The 25,515-nt window shown below is 58.4% G+C and carries 16 protein-coding genes; 11 read left to right on the forward strand and 5 right to left on the reverse strand.

The annotated features are described in order from the left end of the window. Positions 1-15 precede the first annotated feature (15 nt). From bcsA (ROR01S_RS16795) to ROR01S_RS16815, 5 genes are read left to right on the forward strand one after another with little or no spacing between them, the layout of a single operon-like run. Positions 16-2,127, forward strand: coding sequence for a UDP-forming cellulose synthase catalytic subunit (bcsA, locus tag ROR01S_RS16795; RefSeq protein ID WP_004868748.1), 2,112 nt, complete (start codon positions 16-18; stop codon positions 2,125-2,127). Then, positions 2,124-4,607 carry a cellulose biosynthesis cyclic di-GMP-binding regulatory protein BcsB gene (gene bcsB, locus ROR01S_RS16800; RefSeq protein WP_015585551.1) on the forward strand — a complete coding sequence of 828 codons (2,484 nt, stop codon included), beginning with the start codon at positions 2,124-2,126 and terminating at the stop codon, positions 4,605-4,607. The genes bcsA (ROR01S_RS16795) and bcsB (ROR01S_RS16800) overlap by 4 nt, the downstream gene beginning before the upstream one ends. Continuing rightward, positions 4,604-8,656, forward strand: coding sequence for a cellulose biosynthesis protein BcsC (locus ROR01S_RS16805; protein ID WP_015585552.1), 4,053 nt, complete (start codon positions 4,604-4,606; stop codon positions 8,654-8,656). Before bcsB (ROR01S_RS16800) ends, ROR01S_RS16805 begins: the two co-directional genes overlap by 4 nt. Beyond that, positions 8,656-9,132: a cellulose biosynthesis protein BcsD gene (gene bcsD / locus ROR01S_RS16810; protein WP_160873410.1), complete on the forward strand. Its 477-nt coding sequence runs from the start codon at positions 8,656-8,658 to the stop codon at positions 9,130-9,132. The genes ROR01S_RS16805 and bcsD overlap by 1 nt, the downstream gene beginning before the upstream one ends. Before the next feature lie 11 nt (positions 9,133-9,143). Next, on the forward strand, positions 9,144-10,136 hold the full coding sequence (locus ROR01S_RS16815; RefSeq protein ID WP_064359702.1) for a family 8 glycosyl hydrolase: 993 nt from the start codon (positions 9,144-9,146) through the stop codon (positions 10,134-10,136). 59 nt (positions 10,137-10,195) lie between these two features. Here ROR01S_RS16815 and map read toward each other — a convergent pair whose 3' ends face one another. From map to bcsE, 5 genes are all read right to left on the reverse strand, one after another. After that, entirely contained in the window at positions 10,196-10,975 is a 780-nt protein-coding gene (gene map, locus ROR01S_RS16820; protein ID WP_004868737.1) for a type I methionyl aminopeptidase, read from the reverse strand. Further along, positions 10,956-11,174, reverse strand: coding sequence for a ParD-like family protein (locus ROR01S_RS16825; RefSeq protein ID WP_004868736.1), 219 nt, complete (start codon positions 11,172-11,174; stop codon positions 10,956-10,958). Before ROR01S_RS16825 ends, map begins: the two co-directional genes overlap by 20 nt. Positions 11,175-11,384: 210 nt before the next feature. Continuing rightward, the gene (bcsG, locus tag ROR01S_RS16830; RefSeq protein WP_015585554.1) at positions 11,385-13,055 is read right to left on the reverse strand and encodes a cellulose biosynthesis protein BcsG; all 1,671 of its coding nucleotides are present in this window, start codon (positions 13,053-13,055) and stop codon (positions 11,385-11,387) included. Next, positions 13,052-13,249, reverse strand: coding sequence for a cellulose biosynthesis protein BcsF (gene bcsF, locus ROR01S_RS16835; RefSeq protein ID WP_004868733.1), 198 nt, complete (start codon positions 13,247-13,249; stop codon positions 13,052-13,054). The genes bcsG and bcsF overlap by 4 nt, the downstream gene beginning before the upstream one ends. Further along, positions 13,246-14,802, reverse strand: coding sequence for a cellulose biosynthesis protein BcsE (gene bcsE, locus ROR01S_RS16840; RefSeq protein WP_015585555.1), 1,557 nt, complete (start codon positions 14,800-14,802; stop codon positions 13,246-13,248). The genes bcsF and bcsE overlap by 4 nt, the downstream gene beginning before the upstream one ends. A 170-nt stretch (positions 14,803-14,972) precedes the next feature. On the opposite strand from bcsE, the gene bcsR reads away from it, so the two are divergent. From bcsR to bcsC, 6 genes are read left to right on the forward strand one after another with little or no spacing between them, the layout of a single operon-like run. Continuing rightward, positions 14,973-15,161 carry a cellulose biosynthesis protein BcsR gene (bcsR, locus tag ROR01S_RS16845; RefSeq protein ID WP_004868728.1) on the forward strand — a complete coding sequence of 63 codons (189 nt, stop codon included), beginning with the start codon at positions 14,973-14,975 and terminating at the stop codon, positions 15,159-15,161. An 11-nt stretch (positions 15,162-15,172) separates the two neighbouring features. Next, complete coding sequence (gene bcsQ, locus ROR01S_RS16850) at positions 15,173-15,910, forward strand: cellulose biosynthesis protein BcsQ (protein ID WP_015585556.1); 738 nt, start codon at positions 15,173-15,175, stop codon at positions 15,908-15,910. Further along, entirely contained in the window at positions 15,907-18,525 is a 2,619-nt protein-coding gene (bcsA, locus tag ROR01S_RS16855) for a UDP-forming cellulose synthase catalytic subunit (RefSeq protein ID WP_004868725.1), read from the forward strand. The genes bcsQ and bcsA (ROR01S_RS16855) overlap by 4 nt, the downstream gene beginning before the upstream one ends. 10 nt (positions 18,526-18,535) lie before the next feature. Further along, the gene (bcsB, locus tag ROR01S_RS16860; RefSeq protein WP_064359703.1) at positions 18,536-20,899 is read left to right on the forward strand and encodes a cellulose biosynthesis cyclic di-GMP-binding regulatory protein BcsB; all 2,364 of its coding nucleotides are present in this window, start codon (positions 18,536-18,538) and stop codon (positions 20,897-20,899) included. A gap of 3 nt (positions 20,900-20,902) precedes the next feature. Further along, entirely contained in the window at positions 20,903-22,012 is a 1,110-nt protein-coding gene (gene bcsZ / locus ROR01S_RS16865) for a cellulose synthase complex periplasmic endoglucanase BcsZ (protein ID WP_004868720.1), read from the forward strand. Further along, positions 21,994-25,473, forward strand: coding sequence for a cellulose synthase complex outer membrane protein BcsC (bcsC, locus tag ROR01S_RS16870; RefSeq protein ID WP_032718367.1), 3,480 nt, complete (start codon positions 21,994-21,996; stop codon positions 25,471-25,473). Before bcsZ ends, bcsC begins: the two co-directional genes overlap by 19 nt. Positions 25,474-25,515 lie beyond the last annotated feature (42 nt).

Below are 25,515 nucleotides of genomic sequence, written 5' to 3' on the forward strand. Positions count from 1 at the left end.
TTGCAGGGCTGCTGAATGAAAAAGTCTCTTTTCTGGTTGCTGGCACTGGTGCTGTCGCCGATTGCCGTTCTGGTCATTATTACGCCGATGGACAGCCAAAAGCAGTATCTTTTTGGTCTGTTAAGTATCGGTATTCTGTTCTTAATGGGATTTAGCAAAAAGCGCAGTATTTCGGTCATTATGGTCGTGACTTCGCTGCTGATGTCTACCCGCTATATGTATTTTCGCCTGACGCAGACCCTGCATTTTAACTCCACCATTGAGACGGTGCTGGGGATGGGGCTGTTTCTGGCGGAAGTCTATATCTGGGTAATGCTGCTGCTGAACTACCTGCAAACGGTCTGGCCGCTGAAGCGAGAAATCGTCCCGCTGCCCGATGATATGAGCACGTGGCCGACGGTCGATATTTATATTCCCAGCTATAACGAACCGCTGGAAGTCGTGCGCGATACCGTGTTGGCTGCGCAGTGTATCGATTACCCGGCGGATAAAATGAAAATCTATCTGCTGGACGACGGGAAACGTAGCGAATTTGCGGTGTTCGCCGCCGATGTCGGCGTCGGCTATATCACCCGTAATGATAATAAACACGCCAAAGCGGGTAACCTGAACCACGCGATGACCCTGACTCAGGGAGAGCTGATTTGCGTCTTCGACTGTGACCACGTGGCGACCCGCGTGTTCCTGCAGGCGACGGTTGGCGGCTTCCTCAAAGACCCGATGCTGGCGCTGGTGCAGACCCCGCACTATTTCTATTCGCCGGACCCGTTTGAACGCAACCTCTCCGTCGGCCGCAACATCCCCAATGAAGGGATGCTGTTCTATGGCCCGATTCAGCAGGGCAACGATAACTGGAATGCGACCTTCTTCTGCGGCTCCTGCGCCGTGATTCGCCGTAAAGCGCTGGATGATATCGGGGGTTTTGCGGTGGAAACCGTGACCGAAGATGCGCACACCGCGCTTAAATTTCAGCGCCTGGGCTGGAAATCGTCGTTTCTCGATATTCCGCTGGCAGCGGGTTTAGCCACCGAACGTTTAGTCGTGCACGTCATTCAGCGGACCCGCTGGGCGCGTGGGATGACGCAAATCTTCCGCCTCGATAACCCGCTCCTGGGCCGCGGGCTGACCTTCCAGCAGCGCCTGTGTTACCTCAGCGCCATGCTCTACTATCAGTTCGCCCTGCCACGGGTCGTGTTTGTCACCGCACCGTTAGCTTATCTGTTGTTTAACCTGAATATTATCTACTCCTCAGCGAGCCTGATTGTCTCGTATGCGCTCCCGCATCTGTTCCTTGCGATTTATGTCGGCTCGCGGATGAACGGCCGCTATCGCTACAGCTTCTGGGGGGAAATCTATGACATCGTGCTGGCATTCCATCTGGTGCTGCCGACGCTGGTGACGATGATTTTCCCCAAACGCGGTAAATTCAACGTGACCGACAAAGGGGGGCTGCTGGATGTGGGCTACTTCGACTTTACCGTCGTCAGGCCGCATCTGGTGGTGGCGTGTTTGCTCGCGGTTGGCGTGATTGTCGGTATTGTCAGGGCCATTGGCCATGACTATTTCGGCTCGGATCCTAACGTTATCGCGCTGAACGTTGGCTGGGGACTGTACAGCCTGATCTTCCTGCTGGCGGCGATTGCCGTCGCGCGGGAAACCCGCCAGGTGCGGAAAACGATCCGTATCGACGTCAATATTCCGGTGTTGATTCACTACGCCAGCGGCATCGTGTCGCGTAGCCACACCGCAGACCTGTCGATGGGCGGATGCCGCATCGCGGTCCCGGACGATCGCCATCTGCAGGATGATATCGAAGAGATTGAGCTGATCCTGCAATCTGGTGCGATTTGTATTCCCGCCGAACAGGTGACCGCGGATGAAAACTTTATTCGTCTCAAGTTTGATGAAAATATTCCCCTCTCGCTGCGCCGTGAACTGGTGCGAGTGGTGCTGGCGCGCGCCGATGCATGGATTAACCCGCCGCGTCCGCAGGACAACCCGTTCCGGTCATTTTTCACCATCTTACGCTGCGTGTTTGAACTGTTCTGGCTGAGCTGGAAAACACGACGCGGCCGTCGCCAGCAGAAACCTGTCGCCAGTACCGCGCAGGAGGATGGCCAATTATGAAGCGATTAACCACGCTTGCGCTGCTGGCCGGCATGTTTTCCATACCGGCGCTGCACGGTGAAGAGGCGCCGGCCGATCGTTCTGCGCCGCTGAATTTCCCGTTACCGGGCGCGACCACGGGCGGCCTTCCCGCCGATGAGTCGGCGTCGACCGCCGCAGCGGAGTCGTCGGCCGCAGCGGAGGTTCCGGTGAACTCAGAACCCGCTGTCGCGTCCGAGTCGTCGACCGCATCGACACCCACGACAGCAGAACCCGCGGCGGCGGATCCGGCCGCCTCGCTCCCCGTCATGCCACCGCCGACTCATACGGCAATGCCGGATGTGGCGCCGTTAACGCCGGTGGTCGGGGGCAGTCTTAATCTGACTCAAATGGGGATGCCGGATGGCATTATCCTCAGCGGCGGCCAACAGCAGGGCGGCGCGGGGTTTACGCTGCCTTCAGACCAGGTGGTGACCCATGCCGAGCTGATGCTGGATGTTCAGGTCTCGCCGGATATGGCCACCCGCAACGCGACGCTGCAATTGATGCTCAACGGCCAGCCTTTAGGCACGGTGCCGCTGGGCACCGACGGGGCGGACGTTTCTCACTATCAGCTGGATATTCCGGCGGCGCTAATGGTCTCCAGCAACAACCTGAGCTTTAAGGTGAATGATGGCGACAACATGCAGTGCCAGCTCAACATGCATGATACGTCGGGCGTCACGATTTTACCGGCTTCGCGTTTTAACTGGGAAAGCCAGCCGCTGAATCTCAGCAACGATTTGAGTCACTTCCCGCGTCCATTCTTCGACAGCATGCAGATGACCCCGGCGGACATCGCGGTGGCCTACCCGGAGAAATCGGGAGCGGATATCTTCAGCGCCGCAGCGCTGCTCTCGTCGTGGCTGGGTATTCAGGCGGATTATCGCGGAATTGCTTTTAGCGCGCTGCGCGACCGTTTACCGGAGCGTCACGGTATTATTATCGGCCATCCGGGTGACCAGGTCGGCGGGCTGACGCTGCCGCAAACCGATAAACCGCTGCTGCAGATTGTCGATAACCCGGGTAACCCCACCTACAAACTGCTGCTGATCGTCGGGCAGAATGATGCGGCGCTGCGTGCGGCAGCCTGGCGGCTGACCCGCGGTAATATTGCCGCGCAGACCGCGAGCCTGAGCGTGGATCCGCAGGCGATCCCGATCGGCAAGCCGTATGATGCCCCGCGCTGGATCCCAACCGATCGGCCGGTAAAAATCAGCGAGCTGCTGCGTAAAGATCAGAGTATGACCGTAAACGGCGTCTGGCATGAACCGCTGCGCGTGGCTTTCCGCGCGGCGCCGGACCTCTATCTGTGGGACGGGGAAACCATTCCCTTGCAGATTGGCTACCGTTTCCCGTCGGAAAACTGGATTAATGAGGAGCAGTCGTTATTAAGCGTAACGCTCAATAACACTTTCCTGCACAACCTGCCGCTGAACAAGCAGGGGCCGCTGGAGAAATTATGGCGTCATCTGGGCGGCGACGTGCGTCAGGAGCGGTTTACCATTCCGCTGGCGCCGTATCTGATTTACGGGGATAACCAGCTGTCGCTCTATTTCAACGTGGTGCCGAAACAAAACGCCCCCTGTTCGGTGGTGCTTAATAACAATATCAAGAGCCGGATTACCGATGATTCGTGGATTGATTTGAGCAATACGCGACACTTCTCGCTGCTGCCGAATCTCTCCTATTTCGTCGGCGCTTCGTTCCCGTTCTCGCGGCTGGCGGACTATTCACAAACCACGCTGCTGCTGGCGGAAAAACCGTCGGAAACGCAGGTCGCTACGCTGTTAAACCTCGCCGCCCGATCGGGTAATGCCACCGGCACGGCGCTGGCGAACAACCGCGTTGTTTTAGGCATCCCCAGCGGTGGCGCCGGCCTTCAGTACCTGCACAATCGCGATGTGCTGGCGGTCAGCGCCCTCGATCAGAAAACGTTTAACCAGCGCTTGTTAGAAGATTCTCCTTATTATCAGGCGGATAATCAGCTGGGCGTACGCGAGTCGGGACTGAGTTCAAAAGTACAGCGGTGGCTGGCCGGCGACTGGACATCCGCCAGCCTGGATGCCGATCGCTATCTCTCTTCCAGCAGCGCCTGGCGCGGCTTTATCAGCTACCGTTCACCGTGGAATCCACAGCGCACGGTGGTGGTGGCGATGGCCAGCAACGATGATCAGCTGACGAAGCTGAAAAGCGACCTTGATTCACCGCGAATCAACGCCGGTATCCGCGGCGATACGGCGGTTATCACCAGCGATAATGGGGTTCGCAGCTTCCAGGTGAGCACGCCATTCCCGAGCGGGCAGATGCCGTGGTACATGATGGCCGTTTGGTATGCCAACCAGCACTCCGGTCTGCTTGCGCTGCTGGGACTGCTTGCGACAACGATCATCGGCCTGGCGCTTACCGCCATGTTTAAACGCCATGCACGCAAGCGTCTGAGTTCGGGGGATAGCCAATGAAACGAGCCATTAAAATGAACAGCAGGGCGACCCGCAGATTATCCACGTTTTGCCTGTCCGGCGCGTTGACCCTCGGCACCCTCGGTGATGCCATGGCTGCGGGGAATGATGCCGCATTGCAGGCGCTGTTTGCCCAGGCGAACTACTGGCACGAAAAATCGCACGATGAGCTGGCGATGGAATCGCTGCAGAAAGTTCTGTTGGTTGATGCCAATAACACGCAGGCCATGTATCTGATGGCGCTGTGGGCACAGCAGGGCGGCGACCTTCAGGCGGCGGCCCAGTGGCGGGCGCGGTTGGCGAAAGTGTCGCCAGAGAGCCCAAACCTGCAGGAGCTGGATAATGCCAAAAAAATGGCGCAGGTGCCGCAGGGGCAGCTGAGTCTGGCCAGACAGCAGGCGCGCAGCGGCAATATTCCGGCTGCGCTGACGACCTGGCGCAGCATGTTCAACGGCAACACCCCGCCACCGGGGCTGGCCGGTGAGTACTACATGACCATGGCCAGCGACAAAGCGCTCTATCCCCAGGCGGTCAGCGAACTGCGTCAGTACGTGGCGCGGTATCCGCAGGAAAACGCCCCGCGCGTGGCTTTAGGTAAGGCGTTGACCTGGCGGGAAGATACCCGGCGGGAAGGGATTTCAATCCTGGAATCGATGGCCAGCGGCAGTAAAGATGCCGACAGCGGTCTACGCCAGGCGCTGCTGTGGCTGGGGCCGCAGGAGGGCGATCGGGCGTTTTACGATACCTGGATGCAGCGTCACCCGCAGGATACCGAAGTACAGAATTACTATCGTCAGCGGATAAGCGGCCAGGCGCGCGGTCAGGGGTTCGTTAACCTGAATAGCGGCAATACCGCGGCGGCGAAGCAGCAGTTTGAACAAGTGCTGCAAACCAACCCGCAGGATGCGGACGCGCTGGCCGGGATGGGATATATCGCCCAGCGCAACGGTGACTTCCAGGCCGCATCGCAATATTTAAGCCGGGCGGCGGATCTCGGCGGTAATGATTCAGCGGCGCGCCGTCAGCAGGCGGCGGACGCGCTATTCTATGGGCAGCTGGCCCAGGCTCAGCAGGCGTACAAGCAGGGCAATATTAGCCAGGCGCTGGCGCTCTCTGCTCCGCTGGCTCAGCAGAGCGGGACGCGCGGCACATCGGCCAAACTGTTCCGTGCCGATGTATTGCGTCATAACAAAGATCTCCCTCAGGCCGAACAAACGCTGCGCTCGCTGCTCAGCGAGCAGCCGCAAAATGGCCCGGCGCGCGAGAACCTTTACTACATCCTGCGCGAGCAAAATAAAACGGCGGAAGCGCAGGCGATGTTACGCACGCTGCCGGAGAGTTTGCAGCAAAAACTGCAGCCGCGCATCGTGACCGGTATGCCGGGAGATTCGCTTCGTCGCCAGGCGCAGGAGCAGGCCAACAGCGGCAACGTCAGCGGCGCTATCGCGACATTGCGCCAGGGGGTCTCCCGCTATCCGGATGACGCCTGGATGCGCCTCGACTTAGCCCGGCTACTGCAAAAATCCGGCAATGACAGCGAGGCCGCGTCAACGATGGCCGCCGCCTATCGTCCCGGCGCCAGCAGTAACGCCCTCTATGCCGCCGCGCTGTTTGCCAGTGAGAACGGCGGCTGGCAGCAGGCGCAGACGCTGCTGGGGCGGATTCCCGCCGCCAGCCAGACCAGCCAGATGCGCGACCTGCGTCAGCGGGTAAACTACAACCTGCAGCTGACCACCGCGCAAGATTATCTCGCCCAGGGCAATACGGTGGCGGCGTCCAATACCCTGAAAGCGATGTCGGCCACGCCGCCAAAATCACCGGCTGACGTGGGGAAACTGGCGCGATTGCTGGCGCAGAGCGGCGATGTTTCCACGGCGGTAACGCTGGTGCGCAACAATATCAGCGGCGGAATCACGGGGAACGCCGGCGACTATGCCGATCAGGTGGCGGTCCTCAACCAGGCGGGGCTGACCAATGAAGCGCAGACGCTGCTGTCGAACCCGCAGCTTCAGGCCGGCAGCACGCCAACGCAGCTGGCGAGTATCCGCAACGGCTATGTGATCAACGAAGCCGATCGACTGCGGGAGCAGGGCAACTACGCCGCGGCGTATGACAAGCTGATGGGGGCGATGCAAAGCGATCCGCAAAATACCGATCTGATGTTCGCGATGGCGCGCCTCTACCAGAGCGGCAAAATGAACAAAGAAGCCGGGGTGGTCTATGACTACCTGATGACCCGCGATACGCCGGATCAGGCGGCGCGATCCGGCGCTATCGATGTTGCGCTGTCGTCCGGCGATAACGACCGGGCGGAACAGCTGGCCGGCGGATTGCGTCAGGACAATACACCGGATCGCCTGCTGCTGCTGGCGCGCGTCGCGGAAGCGCAGGGACACCATCAGCAGGCGATGACGTATCTGCGCAGCGCGCGCGGCAAACTGCTGGGGCTGCAGAGCAGCAACAGCGCACAAACGCCCACCGTTGGCGGCGTGCTGGCGGCGGATAACCCCTTTGTGGGCGTCTCCCGCACGCCGTCCACGACGCGAACGGCATCGGCTTACGGCCAGTATATGCCATGGCAGGTTGCCCAGGTGTCAACTGGCAGCGGAACCACGCTGCCCGGCATCCAACGTCCCGATCTTCCGGTGGAGACCGCGCAAACCCGCATGCTGCGTCAGGTCGATACCATGATGGAGTCGTTGCAGGAGAAAACCGGCACCTGGCTCCAGGGGGGAATGGAGGTGCGTGGGCGCGACGGTGAATCCGGGACCAGTAAGCTGACCGAGATGAAAACGCCGCTGACCTGGTCTTCATCGCCGTTTGGCGACTCGCGTTTTGACTTTACCGTGACGCCGATTTCGCTGAATGCCGGCACCGCCAGCGGCGACGCCTGGCGGCGCTACGGCGCGAATCCGCTCTCCAATGCGGTGTCCAACATGATTTCCACTGCCACCAGCGAACAGGCGGCGATTGCGGCGATGACGGATACGGAGCGCACGGCGTACTTTGCCAGCAATCCGGGGGCCGAAGCCTTAAGTTCGCTGGGGACGCTGAATGCGGCAGACTTTAACGCCACGACCAGCAGCGGGATGGAGAATCTGGCGAAACTTGGCGCCTATGACTCCGGACAGGTCGCCAGCTATCTGGCCTCTTCCAGCCTGAAACCGAATGTCGATCAGACCAGCGGTTCGACGGATTCGCAGAAGGCGAATGGCGTCGAATTAGCCCTGGCGCTGAGCGGCGATGATTATCGCGTGGATATCGGCAGCACGCCGTTGGGCCAGGATCTCAACACCGTGGTCGGGGGGGTGAAATGGTCGCCGAAACTCACCAACTACCTGTCATTGATCTTCACCGGTGAGCGCCGTTCGTTGACCGACAGCCTGCTCTCTTACGTGGGGCTGAAAGATAGCTACTCCGGGAAAACCTGGGGGCAGGTGACGAAAAACGGCGGCACCCTGCAGCTCAGCTACGATGATGGCGACGCCGGTTTCTACGTCGGCGGCGGGGGCTACAGCTACATTGGCAGCGACGTGGCCAGCAACACCAGTGTCAACGCCAATGCCGGGGTCTATCTGCGGCCTTATCATGATGAATATCGCCAGCTGCAGGCCGGTTTGAGTATGAGCTACATGGATTACTCGAAGAACCTGAGCTACTTCACCTATGGTCAGGGGGGCTACTTCAGCCCGCAAAACTACGTAAGCGTTTCGCTGCCGGTTAACCTGACCGAGAAGTATGACAACTGGACCATGAAGCTCGGTGGCTCGGTGGGGTATCAATCCTATAGTCAGGATAAGAGCGCCTACTTCCCGACCAATTCCGAATGGCAGCAGACCCTGGAGACCGCGGTAGCCAACGGTTTTGCCAAAGAGGCGTACTATTCAGCGACCTCGAAGAGCGGCATCGGCTACACGCTGCGCGCCGGGGCGGATTACAAGGTGAACAAACAGATGACGCTGGGCGGCCAGATTGGCTACGACACCTTCGGTGATTACAACGAGAGTACCGCCGGTCTCTATATCCGCTATATGTTGGGAGATAACTGATCATGACGGACAAAAACAACGCGGAAGTCATGGCCTGGTTTCAACAGCAGCAAACCCCCGCGGGATGGTTTGATCTGCTGCTCATTATGATTGACGGGATGCTGAACAATGCCGGCGAGCTGGAGAGCCAGCCATTTTTACGTCAGATGGGTGAAGCCCTGGCCGATCGCTACCCGCTGCCCGAGTCAGAAACCGTCGGTCAGCTGGAGGCCAATATCAACCAGCTGCTCAGCCGCTTTCAGTGGGGCGTCGTCAGCGTGGATGTGGGCGATGACGGCCTGCGCTTACGTCATCGCGCGCTGCCGGTGAGTCGTGACGATGCGCGCCGCGTGCGCTGGTGCAATGCATTTTGTGCCATACTCGAGGGGCTTTATTCTCGCTGGCTACAGGGACAAGGGGGCGGTGCACATGTGGTGTTACAGCGTGAGCGGTTGTTCTCGGTGTCTGATGTTCAGTTCCTCTACTTCCATCCATAACGGGTGAACATATGTCTTTGCGTGTTGTAATCGCAGTCATGGTGACGATGGTGCTGCTGCCCCGCGCGTGGGCAGACACCGCCTGGGAAAGCTATAAATCGCGTTTTATGATGGCTGACGGGCGCATTGTGGATACGGGCAACGGTAACGTTTCGCATACCGAGGGGCAGGGATTCGCGATGCTGCTGGCGGTGGCGAAAAACGATCGGCCGGCCTTCGACAAGCTATGGCAATGGACCGATAAAACGCTACGCAATAAAGACAACGGGCTCTTTTACTGGCGCTATAACCCTGTGGCGCCTGACCCTATTGCCGATAAGAACGATGCCACCGACGGCGATACCCTGATTGCATGGGCGCTGCTGCGCGCACAGCAGCAGTGGGGGGACAAATCCTACGGTAACGCGTCTGATGCCATTACCGCATCGCTGCTGAAAAATACGGTGGTGACCTTTGCCGGCTATCAGGTCATGCTGCCTGGCGCCAAAGGCTTCAACCGCAACGACCATCTCAATCTTAACCCCTCCTACTTTATCTTCCCGGCATGGCAGGCGTTTGCCGCGCGCACGCATCTGATCGCCTGGCGTAAGCTGCAAAGCGACGCTCAGGCGCTGCTGGGCAAAATGGCATGGGGCAAAACCCAGCTCCCTACCGACTGGGTTGCGCTGAAAGCTGACGGTAAGATGGAGCCGGCGAAAGAGTGGCCGCCGCGGATGAGCTATGACGCGATTCGTATCCCGCTGTATCTCACCTGGGCCAATCCACAGAGCCCGCTGCTGACGCCGTGGAAAAACTGGTTCCAGAGCTATCCGCGGCTGCAAACGCCGGCGTGGATTAACGTCAGCACCAATAACGTCTCGCCGTGGTTTATGACCGGCGGCCTGCTGGCGGTGCGCGATCTGACCATGGGCGAGACGCCGGAGGATCCGCAAATTACCGTCCAGGATGATTACTACTCCGCCAGCCTGAAACTGCTGGTCTGGCTGGCAGGGCGCGATCGGTAATTTTAGCGCCTTCGCCAGGCGCTATGGCTTGCTGAAGGCGATATCGACAGCGGAACGGCTCAGAACGGGATAATTTCGTCCTGGCGTAGCGTCAGGACTTCTACGCCGTCGGCGGTAACGGCGACGGTGTGTTCCCACTGCGCCGAGAGCTTCTTATCGCGGGTCACTACGGTCCAGCCATCCTTCTTGATTTTTGTCCGGCTATCGCCCTGATTGACCATCGGTTCGATGGTAAAAACCATCCCCTCTCGCAGCACGGCGCCTTCACCCGGCTTGCCGTAGTGCAGCACCTGGGGCTCTTCGTGCATCTCCTGCCCGACACCGTGACCGCAATACTCCCGCACGACGCTGTAGCCGTTGCTTTCGACATAGCTCTGAATCGCATGGCCGATATCACCCAGCGTGGCGCCGGGCCTGACCACCTTGATACCTTTCCACATCGCTTCGTACGTTTTCTTCACCAGTCTACGGGCCAGCGGCGAAACGTCGCCGATTAAGTACATTTTGCTGGAGTCCGCAATCAGGCCATCTTTTTCCAGCGTAATGTCGACGTTGACGATCGCGCCTGACTTCAGATGCTCCGTTTCTTTTGGCATGCCGTGGCACACCACTTCATTCACCGACGTATTTAAGACGAAAGGATAATCATATTGCCCTTTGCTGGCCGGTCGGGAATGGAGCTGGTTGACGATAAAATCTTCCGCCAGGTTGTTGATTTCCATGGTGGTTATGCCGGGCTGAATATGTTTATCCAGCATGTCGAACACCGAGGCCAGCAGCGCGCCTGCCCGGCGCTGTCGGGCTAATTCGTCCGCCGTTTTAATGGGAATTGATGGCATTGATCACCTCCAGTAAACGATCGGATCCCGATTTAAGCATCATCATCTTGATTTGCTGGTGGTTAAGCTCCGGGTAGAGTTCGCTCATCATCCCCAGCCGAATCCAGTATTCCGCCTGAGCATTCACTGAGCGTGACATGGCCTTGCTGGCGTCGCGGATGTCGTCATGCAGCAGGTCGGAGATTTTTACGATTCCCATATATATGTTCCGTGATGATTCATATATATATCGTATATCCCCGGGCGGACGCTGTCACGGCGTTTTTGCCGGCGGCGGTCGTCCGGAGTGCGCCATCAGAGATAGCGACCCTGGGTGGTGATTGGAGTTTTCAGCGGGGAATTCGCGAGGGGCAGTTGACCTGCTGGCGTATCATGGCCGCAGGGAACGCCCCTGCGGCCATTGGCGGGATTACTGCGGGTACGGTACCCAGCTTCCGCCGTTCAGCTGAACGTAAGGTTTCCCCTGGTACTGCATAACGATGGCGTTGGCGTTTTCCGATACCGCGGCGCTTTGCGGCAGGTTGGCGGTGTACTGCTGCCAGTCCACGTTATCTTCGGTAAACATCTTGCCGTCCAGCGCGCGAACCACCAGCTCCGACACGGCCAGGTAACTGGTCGGCTGGTCGATAATCAGCGGGGCCCCCTGATGCGGTGCCTTCATCCCGAAGAATTTCACCGCCGTCGGCACGTCGGTAATGGACGGGCTCGGGATATCGCGCAGGCCAGAAACCTGCATTTTGTCGCCCTTCAGCGCGCCGCCGTGCTCCGGTACGACCACGACCATCACTTTACGGCCCGATTTTTCCAGCTCGGTAAAGAAGTTATCCAGCTCGTCGAAGAGTTTCTGCGCGCGAACTTTATAATCCGCCGTTTTGCTCTGGCCCGGGAAGTGGTTGCCGTCGTGCAGCGGCAGGATGTTGTAGAAGGTGGCGTTGCGGGCGTTACCCTGTTTATTTTCGGTTTCCAGCCAGCGGTTGAGGGTCGCTAAGTCGTCATAGACCGGCGAGCCATCAAAAGCCTGCAGGCTGACCGGCAGCCCCGTTTGATCCATCAGCGGACTTTGCATCCCGCCTAAGCTACGCAGCTCTTTCAGGAAGTCGCCGAACTGACCGTTATGGCCGAGCATCAGCTGTTGGGTAAAGCCGAGTTTGGCCAGATTTTCGAACAGGTAACAGTCGTTGCCCGACGGTTGATAGAGGTTCGAATGCGACAGCTGGCCGCAGCTTGCGCGCAGCAGCCGTACCGCCGCCGGGCCGCTGTAGGAGGTCGCCGAGTTAAAGTTTTTGAACACAATATCAAAATGCTTCCACAGCGGATGATCCATCAGCCCGGCGGCTTCGATATCGGACCACGACAGCGAGCAAATGTTGATAACCAGCAGGTCAAACGGCTGGGCATCGGCCGGAAGCCGATCCGGGAACGGCGTTTTGCGCTTCTGCTCTGCGGCGTAAAACGCGTTCAGCCAGTTGGTCAAATTCGCCGAGGTGGGCGGTTCGGTCTGTGCCGGAATATCGCCGCTGGCGGCAGAGGTGCCCGCCGGGGCCGCCGTCGTGGTCGTGGTCTTCACGGTGGTCGCCGCTGCCGTCGGCTGGCCCGCAGGCCATAACGTAAAGGCCGGAAGCAGTGGGCTGACCGCCAGCCACACCATAATGGCGGAGACCACTACCGTGACGCGCAGCCACTGGCTGATGAACATCCACAGAACCAGCAGCAGGAAGAAGGCGCCGACCATATTCCAGTTAATAAAGCGGGTGACCAGGTCCCAGATATAAGTGGCGCTGAAGCCAGCAAGCTGCGAACCCTGGCTGAAAATACTTTCCGGCCCCGGTAGCCAGGTATCATGCCAGAACAATCCGATGCCGATCGGAATAGCAATCCAGTGCCGCAGACGGTGCAGTTTATATTTCGGCAGCGGGACCAGTAAAAACGCGAGAAAGACCAGGTTGAGCATGGGATGAAAATTAAGATATCCCGCCCAAAGCAGCGCAAACTTCACCAGGAAGTAAAAATTCCAACCGGCCAGGCCACGCCAGTATTGCCAAAGCGGCAGCGGCGTCGCATTTGTTTTTGGATTCGTCATTTATTCAGTTTGCCTTGCTGAGTTGTTGCTTCCCGGCGTAATACGCCAGCCGGTTTGACATAACGAGGTTTAAAGAACATTAAGCGTAAGGTGGTGCGAATTCGACGCTGATAATGGCGCGTCAGGTATCCCAGCGGAAAAAACAGCAGGGCACAGAGTACGATCAGCTGAAGAATATCACTGATGGACATCATGACGTTTTCTCCCTGTCGGTAGACAAACGATGCGGCTGCGGAATGCGTCGCCAGCTGCGTCCGTCATGGGCCGCGTTAATGGGGTTGTTTTTCTCCATCGTAATAGGCAGCGGCGTGTTCCACTGCGCCGGCGAAATACCCCGCATCAGCCCAATTTCCGCCGTGATTTGTTTATCTTCAAACCAGACCATGCGGTTGGAAAAAATATCGCCGGTGGGCAACGGGAAAATATGGTTTAGCGCGGTGTCCAGATCATTGACGCGACAAAACGACAGGAACAGTACTAATCGGTTGTTACCGATCGTCATGATATCGCCCATACGGTTCGGCCGGCACAGGGTCAGCGCTTGCTCGACGCGCAGCCCCGGAGCCGGGCGCAGCGCCACCATCACGCCCTTGCTGTCCGCAGGCAGCATGGTGTTGGCCATAATGTTATGTACCGCGGCGCAGAAATCCCCCCACTTTTGGTAGCCGCGTAGTTTGAGCGGCTGACTCCAGGTCAGCAGGGTGGCGAACTCTTCCGGAATATGGCGGGTGAACTTTTGTTTTTGCACGCTTTCCACTAGCGTCAGGCAGCGGGAAAGCGGTGCGCTGAAGGGGATCACCATATTCGCGCCGCTGCTGAGCAGCAGTCGCTCATCGGTGGTACGCAGGCTGGGGAGCTGTTCGCGCACCACAATTTTCAACGCGCTGCCGCGTTGCCGGCGCAGGGTGTGAATATAGCGACCCAGCTGCTCAATCTGTTCGTTCTGAGTCACGGAAAATAACAACGTTGCCGCCTGCGCGGTGCGGGCGGCATTAAACACGCCGTCATTGGTATCAAACAGCGTCCAGTATTCAGACAGGGCAGGCGCGCCTTCGAGGACTCGCAGGTTACTCAGGATAACCTTCTCATCGCTGCGCGGCTGCACCGTGGCCTCTTCTTCTTCTGCCAGTCGCCAGCCGTCGTCATCCTGGATTACCGTCAGCTGCTGCTGTGCGCTCATTCCTTTTTCGCTGCCCCACCAGGCAATATCAAACAGAAAACTATCGCCCTGATAACGAATGCTCGCCAGCCCGGAAAGGGCGCGGTACTCGTGTAATAATGGCGAAAGCTGCTTGTCTATATCATTATCGGAATTAAGAATTAATAACGAACACTTATGATATTTAGCCCATTGGTGAGATTTTTCAACCCATGCGCTTATTTTCTCACTTTTTATGTTTTTCCATGCATTTTCGGCACACAGCAAAATAAAAAAGTAATTGGCCGGATCGACCGAGCAGAGTAAATCACGATGCATTTCTTCCAGCCCTGCCGTCAGGTCAGGCATGCTGAATAATGCCACTTTTTCCGGGCCGCAATCTTTTTTTAATGATATGATTTTATTTGGTTTCTCACCCATGACGATGGCGGCGACTTTGCACTCTTTATCCTGGGCCGCCAGGGTTTGATTGAGCAGGCTTACCGCGTCAGGATAGCGATCGACGTTAAGCCACCACACGCCCCCGACGGGCATATGACAGACCTCGTCCCATAATGATGAAATACCTAAAGTATAAACGATATTCACGTCGTTCCTCGTCAGCCCTGATTCATACTGGATCAGTTTACTAGCGAAAGCGTCAGAGTAAACCTAACATTGAATTTAAAGGGTATCAGTTTTAGCATATATAGGTGAGTTAAGACTGAGCCTATTATACATCGGGTTTTATTTATGTGTTTTTTTGAATGGACAGCGAAATGCCGGGAAAAGAGCCTTCAGTACCCTCAGATGCAACGCTGGGTTATACCTTTCAAAATGATTTCCTGGCGTTAAGCCGGGCATTTTCCCTGCCCGAAATTGATTACCACGACATTTCCCGGCGCGAGCAGTTAGCCGCGGCGCTGAAACGCTGGCCACTATTGGCGGAACTCGCAGAGAAAAAGTAAGGACGCCGTCGATGGCTATTCTTGGATTACAGGGTATCCGCGGTGGCGTGGGCACCACGTCGATTACCGCCGCGCTCGCCTGGGCATTACAGCTCCTCGGGGAAACGGTTCTGGCGATCGACGCCAGCCCGGATAATATGCTGCGCTATTTTTTCAACGTTGATGCGACGCATCGCGACGGTTGGGCACGTTCGTTAATTGACGGAGGCGACTGGCGCGACGCCGGCATCCGTTATACCTCGCATATTGATATTTTGCCTTTTGGTCTGCTTTCGCCCGCTGAAAGAGAGAACGTTGATAAGCTCTATCCGATGCTGGAATCTTTTGTCGGCATGGTGGAGAAGCTGGAGCAGCAGGGCGATCATCGCTGGCTGCTGCTGGATTTACCGGAAGGTTATTCCCCGCTGACGCGTTCACTGCTTAGCGCCTGCGATCGCACGCTGGTGGTGGTGCATCCGGACGGCAACAGCCATATTCGCCTGCATCAACAGGCGCTGCCGGCAAAAGGCGATATTCTGATTAACGATCTGCGCGTCGGCAGCCAGCTACAGGAAGATTTATACCAGCTGTGGCTGGAGAGCCAGCGCCGTATTTTGCCGGTCACGGTCCATCGTGATGAGGCGATGGCGGAGTGTCTGGCGGCGAAGCAGCCGCTCGGGGAATATCGTTCTGATTCGCTGGCCGCCGAAGAGATCCTGACCCTCGCCAACTGGTGTTTGCTGCACTATTCCGGCAAGGGGGCGCAATGATGCGCCTGAGTACCCTGCTACTGGCGCCGCCGGTCGCGGAACGTCTGAGCGAACGCTACAGCGATTATCGCCGCCACGGCGCATCGTGGCTGTCCGCATCGCTGGGCTGCCTGTGGGCGTCATTGGTCTGGGCGCTGATGCCGCTGGAAACACCGCGCTGGCAGGCGATTCTGAACAACCATCATGACTACTTCCCGCATATTAATCCCCATCGCCCGCGGCTGCTGGATCCGCTGCGCTATCTGCTGCAGTCCCTGTGGCTGCTGGTGACGCATGTACCCGGGGCGGATAAAAAGGCGAACTGGCGTTCGTTTGCCGCCATCAAAGGGGTTCACGGGCGCTATACCCAGTGGCTGGATACGCTTCCCGAACGGACGAACAGCCGCACAGCCCATCTGAATAAACACAAAGAGCTGGCGCACGTCAGCCCGAAACTGCGCAAGGCGATTCTTGGCGTGGTCGTCACTTTCTCGCTGGTGCTGTCGCTGCTGTGTATTACCCAGCCCTTTAACCCGCTTTCACAGTTTATTTTCCTGATGTTGCTGTGGGGCGTGGCGCTGCTGGTACGCCGTATTCCCGGCCGTTTTTCGGCCCTGATGCTAATTGTCCTCTCGCTGACCGTCTCCTGCCGCTACATCTGGTGGCGCTATACCTCGACGCTGAACTGGGACGATCCTGTCAGCCTGGTGTGCGGCATTGTGCTGCTGTTTGCTGAAACCTATGCCTGGCTGGTGCTGGTGCTGGGCTATTTCCAGGTGATATGGCCATTGAATCGCCAGCCGGTTCCGTTACCTAAAGATATGGCCGAATGGCCGACGGTGGATATTTTCGTTCCCACCTACAACGAAGATCTTAACGTGGTGAAAAACACCATTTATGCCTCGCAAGGTATCGACTGGCCGAAAGATAAGCTCAATATCTGGATCCTCGATGACGGCGGGCGCGAAGAGTTTCGTCAGTTCGCCAAAGACGTCGGCGTGCATTACATCGCCCGCACCACCCACGAGCATGCCAAAGCCGGGAATATCAACAACGCGCTGAAGTACGCCAAAGGCGAATTTGTGTCGATCTTCGACTGCGACCACGTGCCGACACGCTCCTTCCTGCAGATGACCATGGGGTGGTTCCTGAAAGAGAAAGAGCTGGCGATGATGCAGACGCCGCACCATTTCTTCTCGCCCGACCCGTTTGAACGCAACCTGGGACGTTTCAGGAAAACGCCGAACGAGGGGACCCTGTTTTACGGTCTGGTGCAGGATGGTAACGATATGTGGGACGCCACCTTCTTCTGCGGATCCTGCGCGGTCATTCGTCGTGCCCCGCTGGATGAGATTGGCGGTATCGCTGTGGAAACGGTGACCGAGGATGCCCACACCTCCCTGCGTCTGCACCGTCGCGGCTACACGTCCGCCTATATGCGTATTCCGCAGGCCGCGGGCCTGGCGACCGAAAGCCTTTCGGCGCATATTGGCCAGCGTATTCGCTGGGCGCGTGGCATGGTGCAGATATTCCGCCTCGATAACCCCTTGTTTGGTAAAGGGCTTAAGTTTGCGCAGCGGCTCTGTTACGTCAATGCGATGATGCACTTTTTATCCGGCATTCCCCGGCTGATTTTCCTCGTCGCGCCGTTGGCATTTTTACTGCTGCACGCCTATATCATCTATGCGCCGGCGCTGATGATCGCGCTCTTCGTCTTGCCGCATATGATTCATGCGAGCCTGACGAACTCGAAGATTCAGGGCAAATATCGCCACTCTTTCTGGAGCGAAATCTACGAAACGACGCTGGCCTGGTATATCGCGCCACCGACCTTTGTCGCGCTGATTAACCCGCATAAAGGGAAGTTCAACGTGACGGCGAAAGGGGGACTGGTGGAAGACGAATATGTCGACTGGGTCATTTCCCGTCCCTATATCTATCTGGTGCTGCTGAACCTGGTGGGCGTGGCGGCGGGGATCTGGCGTCACCTCTACGGCCCGGAAAATGAGATCCTGACCGTTTGGGTCAGCATCGTCTGGGTGTTCTATAACCTGATTATCCTTGGCGGCGCGGTGGCGGTGTCGGTGGAAAGTAAACAGGTCCGTCGCTCGCATCGCGTCGAAATGAGCATGCCGGCGGCAATTGCGCGCGAAGATGGCCACCTGTTCTCCTGTACCGTACATGACTATTCCGATGGCGGACTGGGGATCAAAATTCACGGTAAGGCGCAGGTGCTGGAAGGGCAAAAGGTGAATCTGCTGCTCAAACGCGGACAGCAGGAATATGCCTTCCCGGTCCGGGTTGCGCGCGTGAATGGCAGCGAAGTCGGTTTGCAGCTGATGCCGTTGACCAATCAACAACATATTGATTTTGTACAGTGTACGTTTGCCCGTGCTGATACGTGGGCGCTTTGGCAGGATAGCTTCCCGGAAGATAAACCGATGGAAAGCCTGCTGGATATCCTGAAGCTGGGGTTCCGTGGATATCGTCACCTGGCGGAGTTCTCGCCGCCGTCGGTGAAGGTTATTTTCCGCTCGCTCACCATGCTGGTTGCCTGGATAGTCTCGTTTGTTCCCCGTCGGCCTGAACGTGCCGCGGCGATACTCTCTTCAGAACCAGAAATGGCTCAACAATGATGATAATGCGATGAAAAGAAAACTCTCCTTGATTTGTGCAGTGGCAGTGGGAATGGCTGGTTGGTCATCCTTCGCCTCTTTTGCGGCGCCGGCGACAGCCGTGGCTGCGGCGCCAGCGCCTGCGGCGACGGACCCGCTAGCCGGGGGCCTGACGGCTCCGGCCCCGGTCATTGCCGACAGCCAGCCGACGGCAACCCTTGCCGCGCCGCCGGCGCCTGCGGTGGTCATGGAGAATGTTCCGTCCCGCGACGTGAAGCTCTCTTTCGCCAGTATCGCCCCGGCTCCGGGCAGTATGATACTGCGCGGGGCGCATCCCGACGGCTCGGTGGAGTTTGGTATGCGCAGCGATGAGGTCGTGACGAAAGCCCTGCTGAATCTCGACTATACGCCGTCCCCTTCGCTGCTGCCGGTGCAGTCGCAGCTGAAGGTGTACCTCAATGATGAGCTGATGGGCGTCCTGCCGGTTACCAAAGAGCAACTGGGTAAAAAAGTCAGCGCGCAGATCCCTATCGATCCCCTGTATATCACCGACTTTAACCGCGTGCGTCTGGTGTTCGTCGGCCATTATCGCGATGTGTGTGAGAACCCGGCCAGCAGTACGTTATGGCTGGACGTCGGGCGTGACAGTAACCTGGACCTGACCTATCAGGCGCTGGCGGTGCGTAACGATCTGTCCCATTTCCCGGTGCCGTTCTACGATCCCCGGGACAACCGTTCGCTGACGCTGCCGATGGTTTTCGCCTCCTCACCGGATGCGCAGCAGCAGCAGGCGGCGGCGATTGTGGCCTCCTGGTTCGGCAGCAAAGCCGGCTGGCGCGGCCAGGCGTTCCCGGTACTGTTTAACAAACTGCCGGATCGCAACGCCATCGTGTTTGCGACCAACGATAAGCGCCCGGACTTCCTGCGTGAACATCCGCCGGTGAAGGCGCCGACCATCGAAATGATTAACCATCCGGACAACCCTTACGTCAAGCTGCTGGTGGTCTTTGGGCGCGATGACAAAGACCTGCTGCTGGCCGCGAGGGGGATTGCGCAGGGCAATATTCTGTTCCGCGGCAGCAGCGTCGTGGTCGACGATGTCAAAGAGCTGCAGGCGCGCAAACCGTATGACGCGCCGAACTGGGTGCGTACCGATCGTGAAGTCACCTTCGGCGAATTGAAAACCTACGAACAGCAGCTGCAGTCCAGCGGTCTGGTGCCGGATTCCATTAACGTGGCGCTGAGTCTGCCGCCGGATCTCTATTTGCTGCGTGCCAACGGCATCGACATGAGGCTGAACTATCGCTACACCATGCCGCCGATCAAAGACAGTTCGCGCATGGATATCAGCCTCAACGACCAGTTCCTGCAATCCTTCAGCCTGAACAGCTCTCAGGACGTGAATAAATTGATATTGCGTCTGCCGGTGCTGCAGGGGCTGCTGGATGGTAAGACGAACGTCAGTATCCCGGCGCTGCGCCTCGGGGCGATGAACCAGCTGCGTTTTGATTTCCAGTACATGAACCCGATGCCGGGCGGCTCTATCGATAACTGTATTACCTTCCAGCCGGTACAGAACCACGTGGTGATTGGTGACGATTCAACCATCGACTTCTCGAAGTATTACCACTTTATTGCCATGCCGGATCTGCGCGTGTTTGCCAATGCGGGCTTCCCGTATAGCCGGATGGCCGATCTTGCTGACACGCTGATTGTGGTGCCATCTGCACCGACTGAGGGTCAGGTGGCGACGCTGCTGGAATCCGTTGGCGGTATCGGCGCGCAGACTGGTCTGGCGGCTATCAATGTGCAGGTCACCGATGATGGCAGCAAAATTAAGGATAAAGACGCCGACCTGCTGTTGATTGGCGCGATTCCGCCAACGCTGAAAGATGAGACCAAAATTAGCCTGCTGGTCGATGCGACAAAGAGCTGGGTGAAGATGCCGATGCGCCATTACGATCTGCCGAGCATCTATCCGGATGATGAGGCCAGAACGCCCAATACGCGCACGGATATCACCTCCTCCGGGCCAATGGCGGCCATTATCAGCTTCCAGTCGCCGTATTACGATCAACGCAGCGTCGTGGCGCTGCTGGCGGACAGCCCACGCGGTAACGAGCTGTTGAACGGTGCGCTGAACGACAGCGGCAAGCGGGCGGCGATGTTTGGTTCCGCTGCGGTGATTCGTGAATCCGGAGTGAACAGCCTGCGGGTGGGCGACGTCTATTATGTCGGACACCTGCCGTGGTTTGAACGAATCTGGTTTGCGCTGTCCAGCCACCCGGTGCTGCTGGCCATTCTGGCTGCGGTGAGCATTGTGCTTCTGGCCTGGGTGCTGTGGCGCATGCTGCGTATTGTCAGCCGTCGTCGTCTCCACCTTGATGATGAGTAAGCGATGATGAACCCGATTCGCGGAGTCATCCTGTCGGTTCTGATGCTGGCGGCGGCACAGGTAAGCGCCGCCTGCCAGTGGCCGGCCTGGGAGCAATTTAAAAAAGAGTATGTGAGTACCGAAGGGCGGGTGGTTGATCCCGCCGATTCGCGAAAAATCACCACCTCCGAAGGGCAAAGCTACGCCTTGTTCTTCGCGCTGGCGGCAAACGATCGCGACGCTTTCGGCAAGCTGTTCCAGTGGACCCAGAACAACCTGGCGGCGGGCGATCTGCGTGCGCACCTGCCGGGCTGGCTGTGGGGCAAAAAGAGCGATGAGGAGTGGACGCTGCTGGACAGCAACTCCGCGTCCGACTCCGATTTATGGATAGCCTGGTCGCTGCTGGAAGCCGGGCGGTTGTGGCAGATGCCGCAGTACACCGAGGTGGGCAAGGCGCTCTTGTCACGTATCGCCGATGAAGAAGTGACGGATGTGCCGGGTTTCGGACCGATGGTGCTCCCCGGTAAAGTTGGCTTTGTCGACGATAAAGGCTGGCGCTTTAACCCCAGCTACCTTCCGCCACAGCTTGCCAGCTACTTCAGCCGGTTTGGCGCCCCGTGGCCGAAACTGCGCGACAGCAACCTGCGTTTTCTGCTGGAGACGGCGCCCAAAGGTTTTTCTCCTGACTGGGTGCGTTACGAAAAAGGACAAGGCTGGCAGCTGAATGCGGACAAACCGATAATCGGCAGCTACGACGCGATTCGCGTCTATCTGTGGGTCGGGATGCTGGATGATGGGGATAAACAGAAAGCGCGACTGCTGGCGCGTTTTAAACCGATGGAAGCGCAGACGATTCGCCAGGGCGTACCGCCGGAAAAAGCGAATATCGCAACCGGGAAAACGACCGGCAACGGCCCGGTCGGATTTTCAGCGTCGATGCTGCCGTTTTTACAAAATGACGACGCCCGGGCGATACAGCGCCAGCGCGTCGCAGACCACTATCCGGGCGCCGATGCCTATTATAGTGCGGTCCTGACGCTTTTTGGCCAGGGATGGGATCAACATCGTTTTCGTTTCACTGCGGGTGGCGAATTACGACCTGACTGGGACCAGGAATGCGTAAGTTCAGATTAAGTATTATCACCTTGTCTCTCGGGATCGCCCTGCTGCCGCTGGCGCAGGCGGCGACAACCCCTGCCCAGGAGCATCTGCTGGAGCAGGTCCGGCTGGGCGAAGCGAGCCATCGTGAAGATCTGGTTAAGCAATCCCTCTATCGCCTGGAGCTGATTGACCCGAATAATCCGCAATTAATTGCCGCGCGAATGCGTTACCTGCTGCGCCAGGGCGACACCGACGGCGCCAAAAAACAGCTCGACAGGCTGGCAAAACTGGCCCCCGATTCCGCAGAACTGAAATCCTCCCGTAGCGAAATGAACCTCAACACCGGCGACGGGAGGCAGGAGCTGCAGCAGGCGCGCCTGCTGGGAGTGTCGGGACGTGTAGAAGAGGGGGTGGCCGCCTTTGAAAAATTGTTCGGCGGCGTGCCGCCCGATCAGACCCTCGCGATTGAATACTGGGCGCTGGTGGCGCGCCTCCCGGCGCGACATAAAGAAGCCGTTGCTCAGCTGAAGAAGCTGGATGCCAGCTCCCCGGGTAATGCCGACCTGCAGGCGGCGTTGGCCAAACAGATGTTTGCTGACGATAAACCGGCGGAAGGGTTTGCCTATTTAGAACAAATGTCGCGTTCGGCCGCCGGTCGCGGCGCTGCGGCCGATATGTGGCTTAGCGAAATCAAAGATATGCCGGTCAGCCGGGCCAGCGTGCAGCAACTGCAGCGTTTTCTGGTCCTGTTCACCACCGGTGAATCGGCAGCGAATGCTCGCGTGTTGCTGGCTCAGCAGCAGGCGCAGCTTCAGGATCCGGCATTTCGCGTGCGTTCCGAAGGACTGGCGGCGGTCAAAAATGACAACCCCGCCCAGGCCGTGGCCAATTTACAGCAGGCCGTGCGGGCCGATGCCAGGGACAGCGATGCCGTGGGCGCGCTGGGCCAGGCCTATTCGCAGCGTGGCGACAGAGCCCGTGCCGTCGCACAGCTGAACAAAGCGATCGCGATGGATCCGAAAAGCCCGAATCGCGATAAATGGGACAGCCTGCTACAGACGAACCGCTACTGGTTGTTGATCAAGCAGGGCGATAATGCGCTGAAGGCCGGCGAGCTGGATCGGGCACAAAACTATTATGCGCAGGCTCAGCGGGTCGACAGTAGCGATAGCTATGCGGTGCTTGGGCTGGGGGATGTGGCGGCAGCGCGCAAAGATAATGCGGCAGCGGAGCGCTATTATCAGCGTACCCTGCGGATGGATCGCGGCAACAACCTGGCGGTTCGCGGGTTGGCTAATCTTTATCGTGCGCAATCGCCGGAAAAAGCCAGCGCCTATATCGCCAGTCTGTCGCCTGCCCAGCGGCGCAGCATTGATGATATCGAGCGCAGCCTGACCAATGAACGACTGGAAAAACAGGCCGAAGCGCTGGAGAGCCAAAGCAACTGGGCGCAGGCGGCGGAGGTCCAGCGTCGGCGCCTGGCGCTTGACCCGGATAGCGTGTGGATTACCTATCGTTTATCCCGTGATTTAGTCAGCGCAGGCGAACAGGCGGAGGCCGATACGCTGATGCGTAATATGGTCAGCCGTAAGCCGGGGGATGCCGAGCGGGTTTATGCCTGGGGTCTCTATTTATCCGGCAATAATCAGGACGATCTGGCGCTGGCGCAGCTCGCTACTCTGCCGCGCGGCCAGTGGACGGATAACATTCGTGAGCTGGATGCGCGCTTACAGAGCGATAAGGTGATACGCCAGGCTAACCAGCTGCGCGACAGCGGCCGGGAAACACAGGCTATCGCCCTCATTCAACAGCAGCCGCCGTTGGTTCGCTACCAGCTTACGCTTGCGGACTGGGCGCAGCAGCGCGGCGATAGCCAGACGGCGATTGCGCAGTACAACGCGGTGCTGAGTCAGGAGGCCGACAACGGTGATGCCCGTCTGGGACTGGCGGAAGTCTATCTTGCCGAAGGCGATAAAAATGCCGCGCGCGCGCAGGTCAGCCAGCTGAAAGGCGGAGAGACCGATTCCATCAATATGCAGCGGCGGGTGGCCCTGGCGAATGCGGGGTTTGGCGATACAGCCCAGGCGCAGCAGATTTTTAACCGTATTATCCCGCAGGCGAAAGCGCAGCCTCCGTCAATGGAAAGTGCGCTGGTGCTGCGCGATGCGGCCCGGTTCCAGACCCAGAACGGCCAGCCGCAGATGGCGCTGGAGAGTTATAAAGATGCCATGGTGGCTTCTGGCGTGACCCCGGTCCGCCCGCAGGATAACGATGCCTTTACCCGCCTGACCCGCAATGACAGCAGCGATGACTGGCTGAAGCGCGGGATCCGCAGCGACGCCGCGGATCTCTATCGCCAGCAGGATCTTAACGTCACCCTGGAACATGATTTCTGGGGATCCAGCGGTACCGGCGGTTATTCCGATCTCAAAGCGCACACCACGATGCTGCATGTGGATGCGCCGCTCGCCGACGGACGCATGTTCTTCCGTACCGACCTGGTCAATATGGATGCCGGCAGCTTCTCAACGAACAGCGACGGTAGCTATTCGCCAAACTGGGGGACCTGCGGTGAAATTGCCTGCACCAGCGGTAGCAAAAACCAGACCGACGGTGGCGCCAGCGTTGCGGTGGGCTGGAAGAACGAGACCTGGAGCGCGGATATTGGTACCACTCCGATGGGCTTTAACGTGGTGGATGTGGTAGGCGGCCTGAGCTACAGCAACGATCTCGGGCCGATCGGCTACACCCTCAATATGCATCGCCGGCCGATTTCCAGCTCACTGCTTGCCTTTGGCGGACAGAAAGACAGCAGCAGCCATACCGGGACAACCTGGGGCGGCGTCCGGGCTGACGGCGGCGGCGTGAGCATGAGCTACGATAAGGGCGAGGCCAACGGCGTCTGGTCTTCGTTGGGCGTCGATCAACTCACGGGAAAAAACGTGGCCGACAACTGGCGCGTGCGCTGGATGACCGGTTACTACTATAAAGTCATCAATGAAGATAACCGCCGCGTCACGGTGGGCCTGAACAATATGCTCTGGCACTATGACAAAGATCTGAGCGGCTATACCCTCGGCCAGGGCGGCTACTATAGCCCGCAGGAGTATATCTCGTTCGCGGTACCGGTCACCTGGCGGCAGCGGACGGAAAACTGGTCATGGGAACTGGGGGGATCCGTCTCCTGGTCGCACTCGCGTACCAAAACCATGCCGCGCTACCCGCTGCTGAATTTGATTCCCTCAGACTATCGGGCCGATGCCAGTCAGTTGACGGAACAAGGCAGCAGCAGTCAGGGCTTTGGTTACACCGCCCGGGCGCTGGTTGAGCGACGAGTTACCGGCAACTGGTTCGTGGGGGCGGCGGTGGATATTCAACAGGCGAAGGATTATACCCCGAGCCATGCGCTGCTCTACGTGCGCTATTCGGCCGCCGGCTGGCAGGGTGATATGGATATGCCGCCACAGCCGCTGGTACCCTACGCGGACTGGTAGCAGAATAGCCTGAATTACGCGATCGGGCGTCACTCCAGCCGC

This window comes from Klebsiella ornithinolytica NBRC 105727 = ATCC 31898 (genome assembly GCF_001598295.1).
Lineage (GTDB): Bacteria > Pseudomonadota > Gammaproteobacteria > Enterobacterales > Enterobacteriaceae > Klebsiella > Klebsiella ornithinolytica.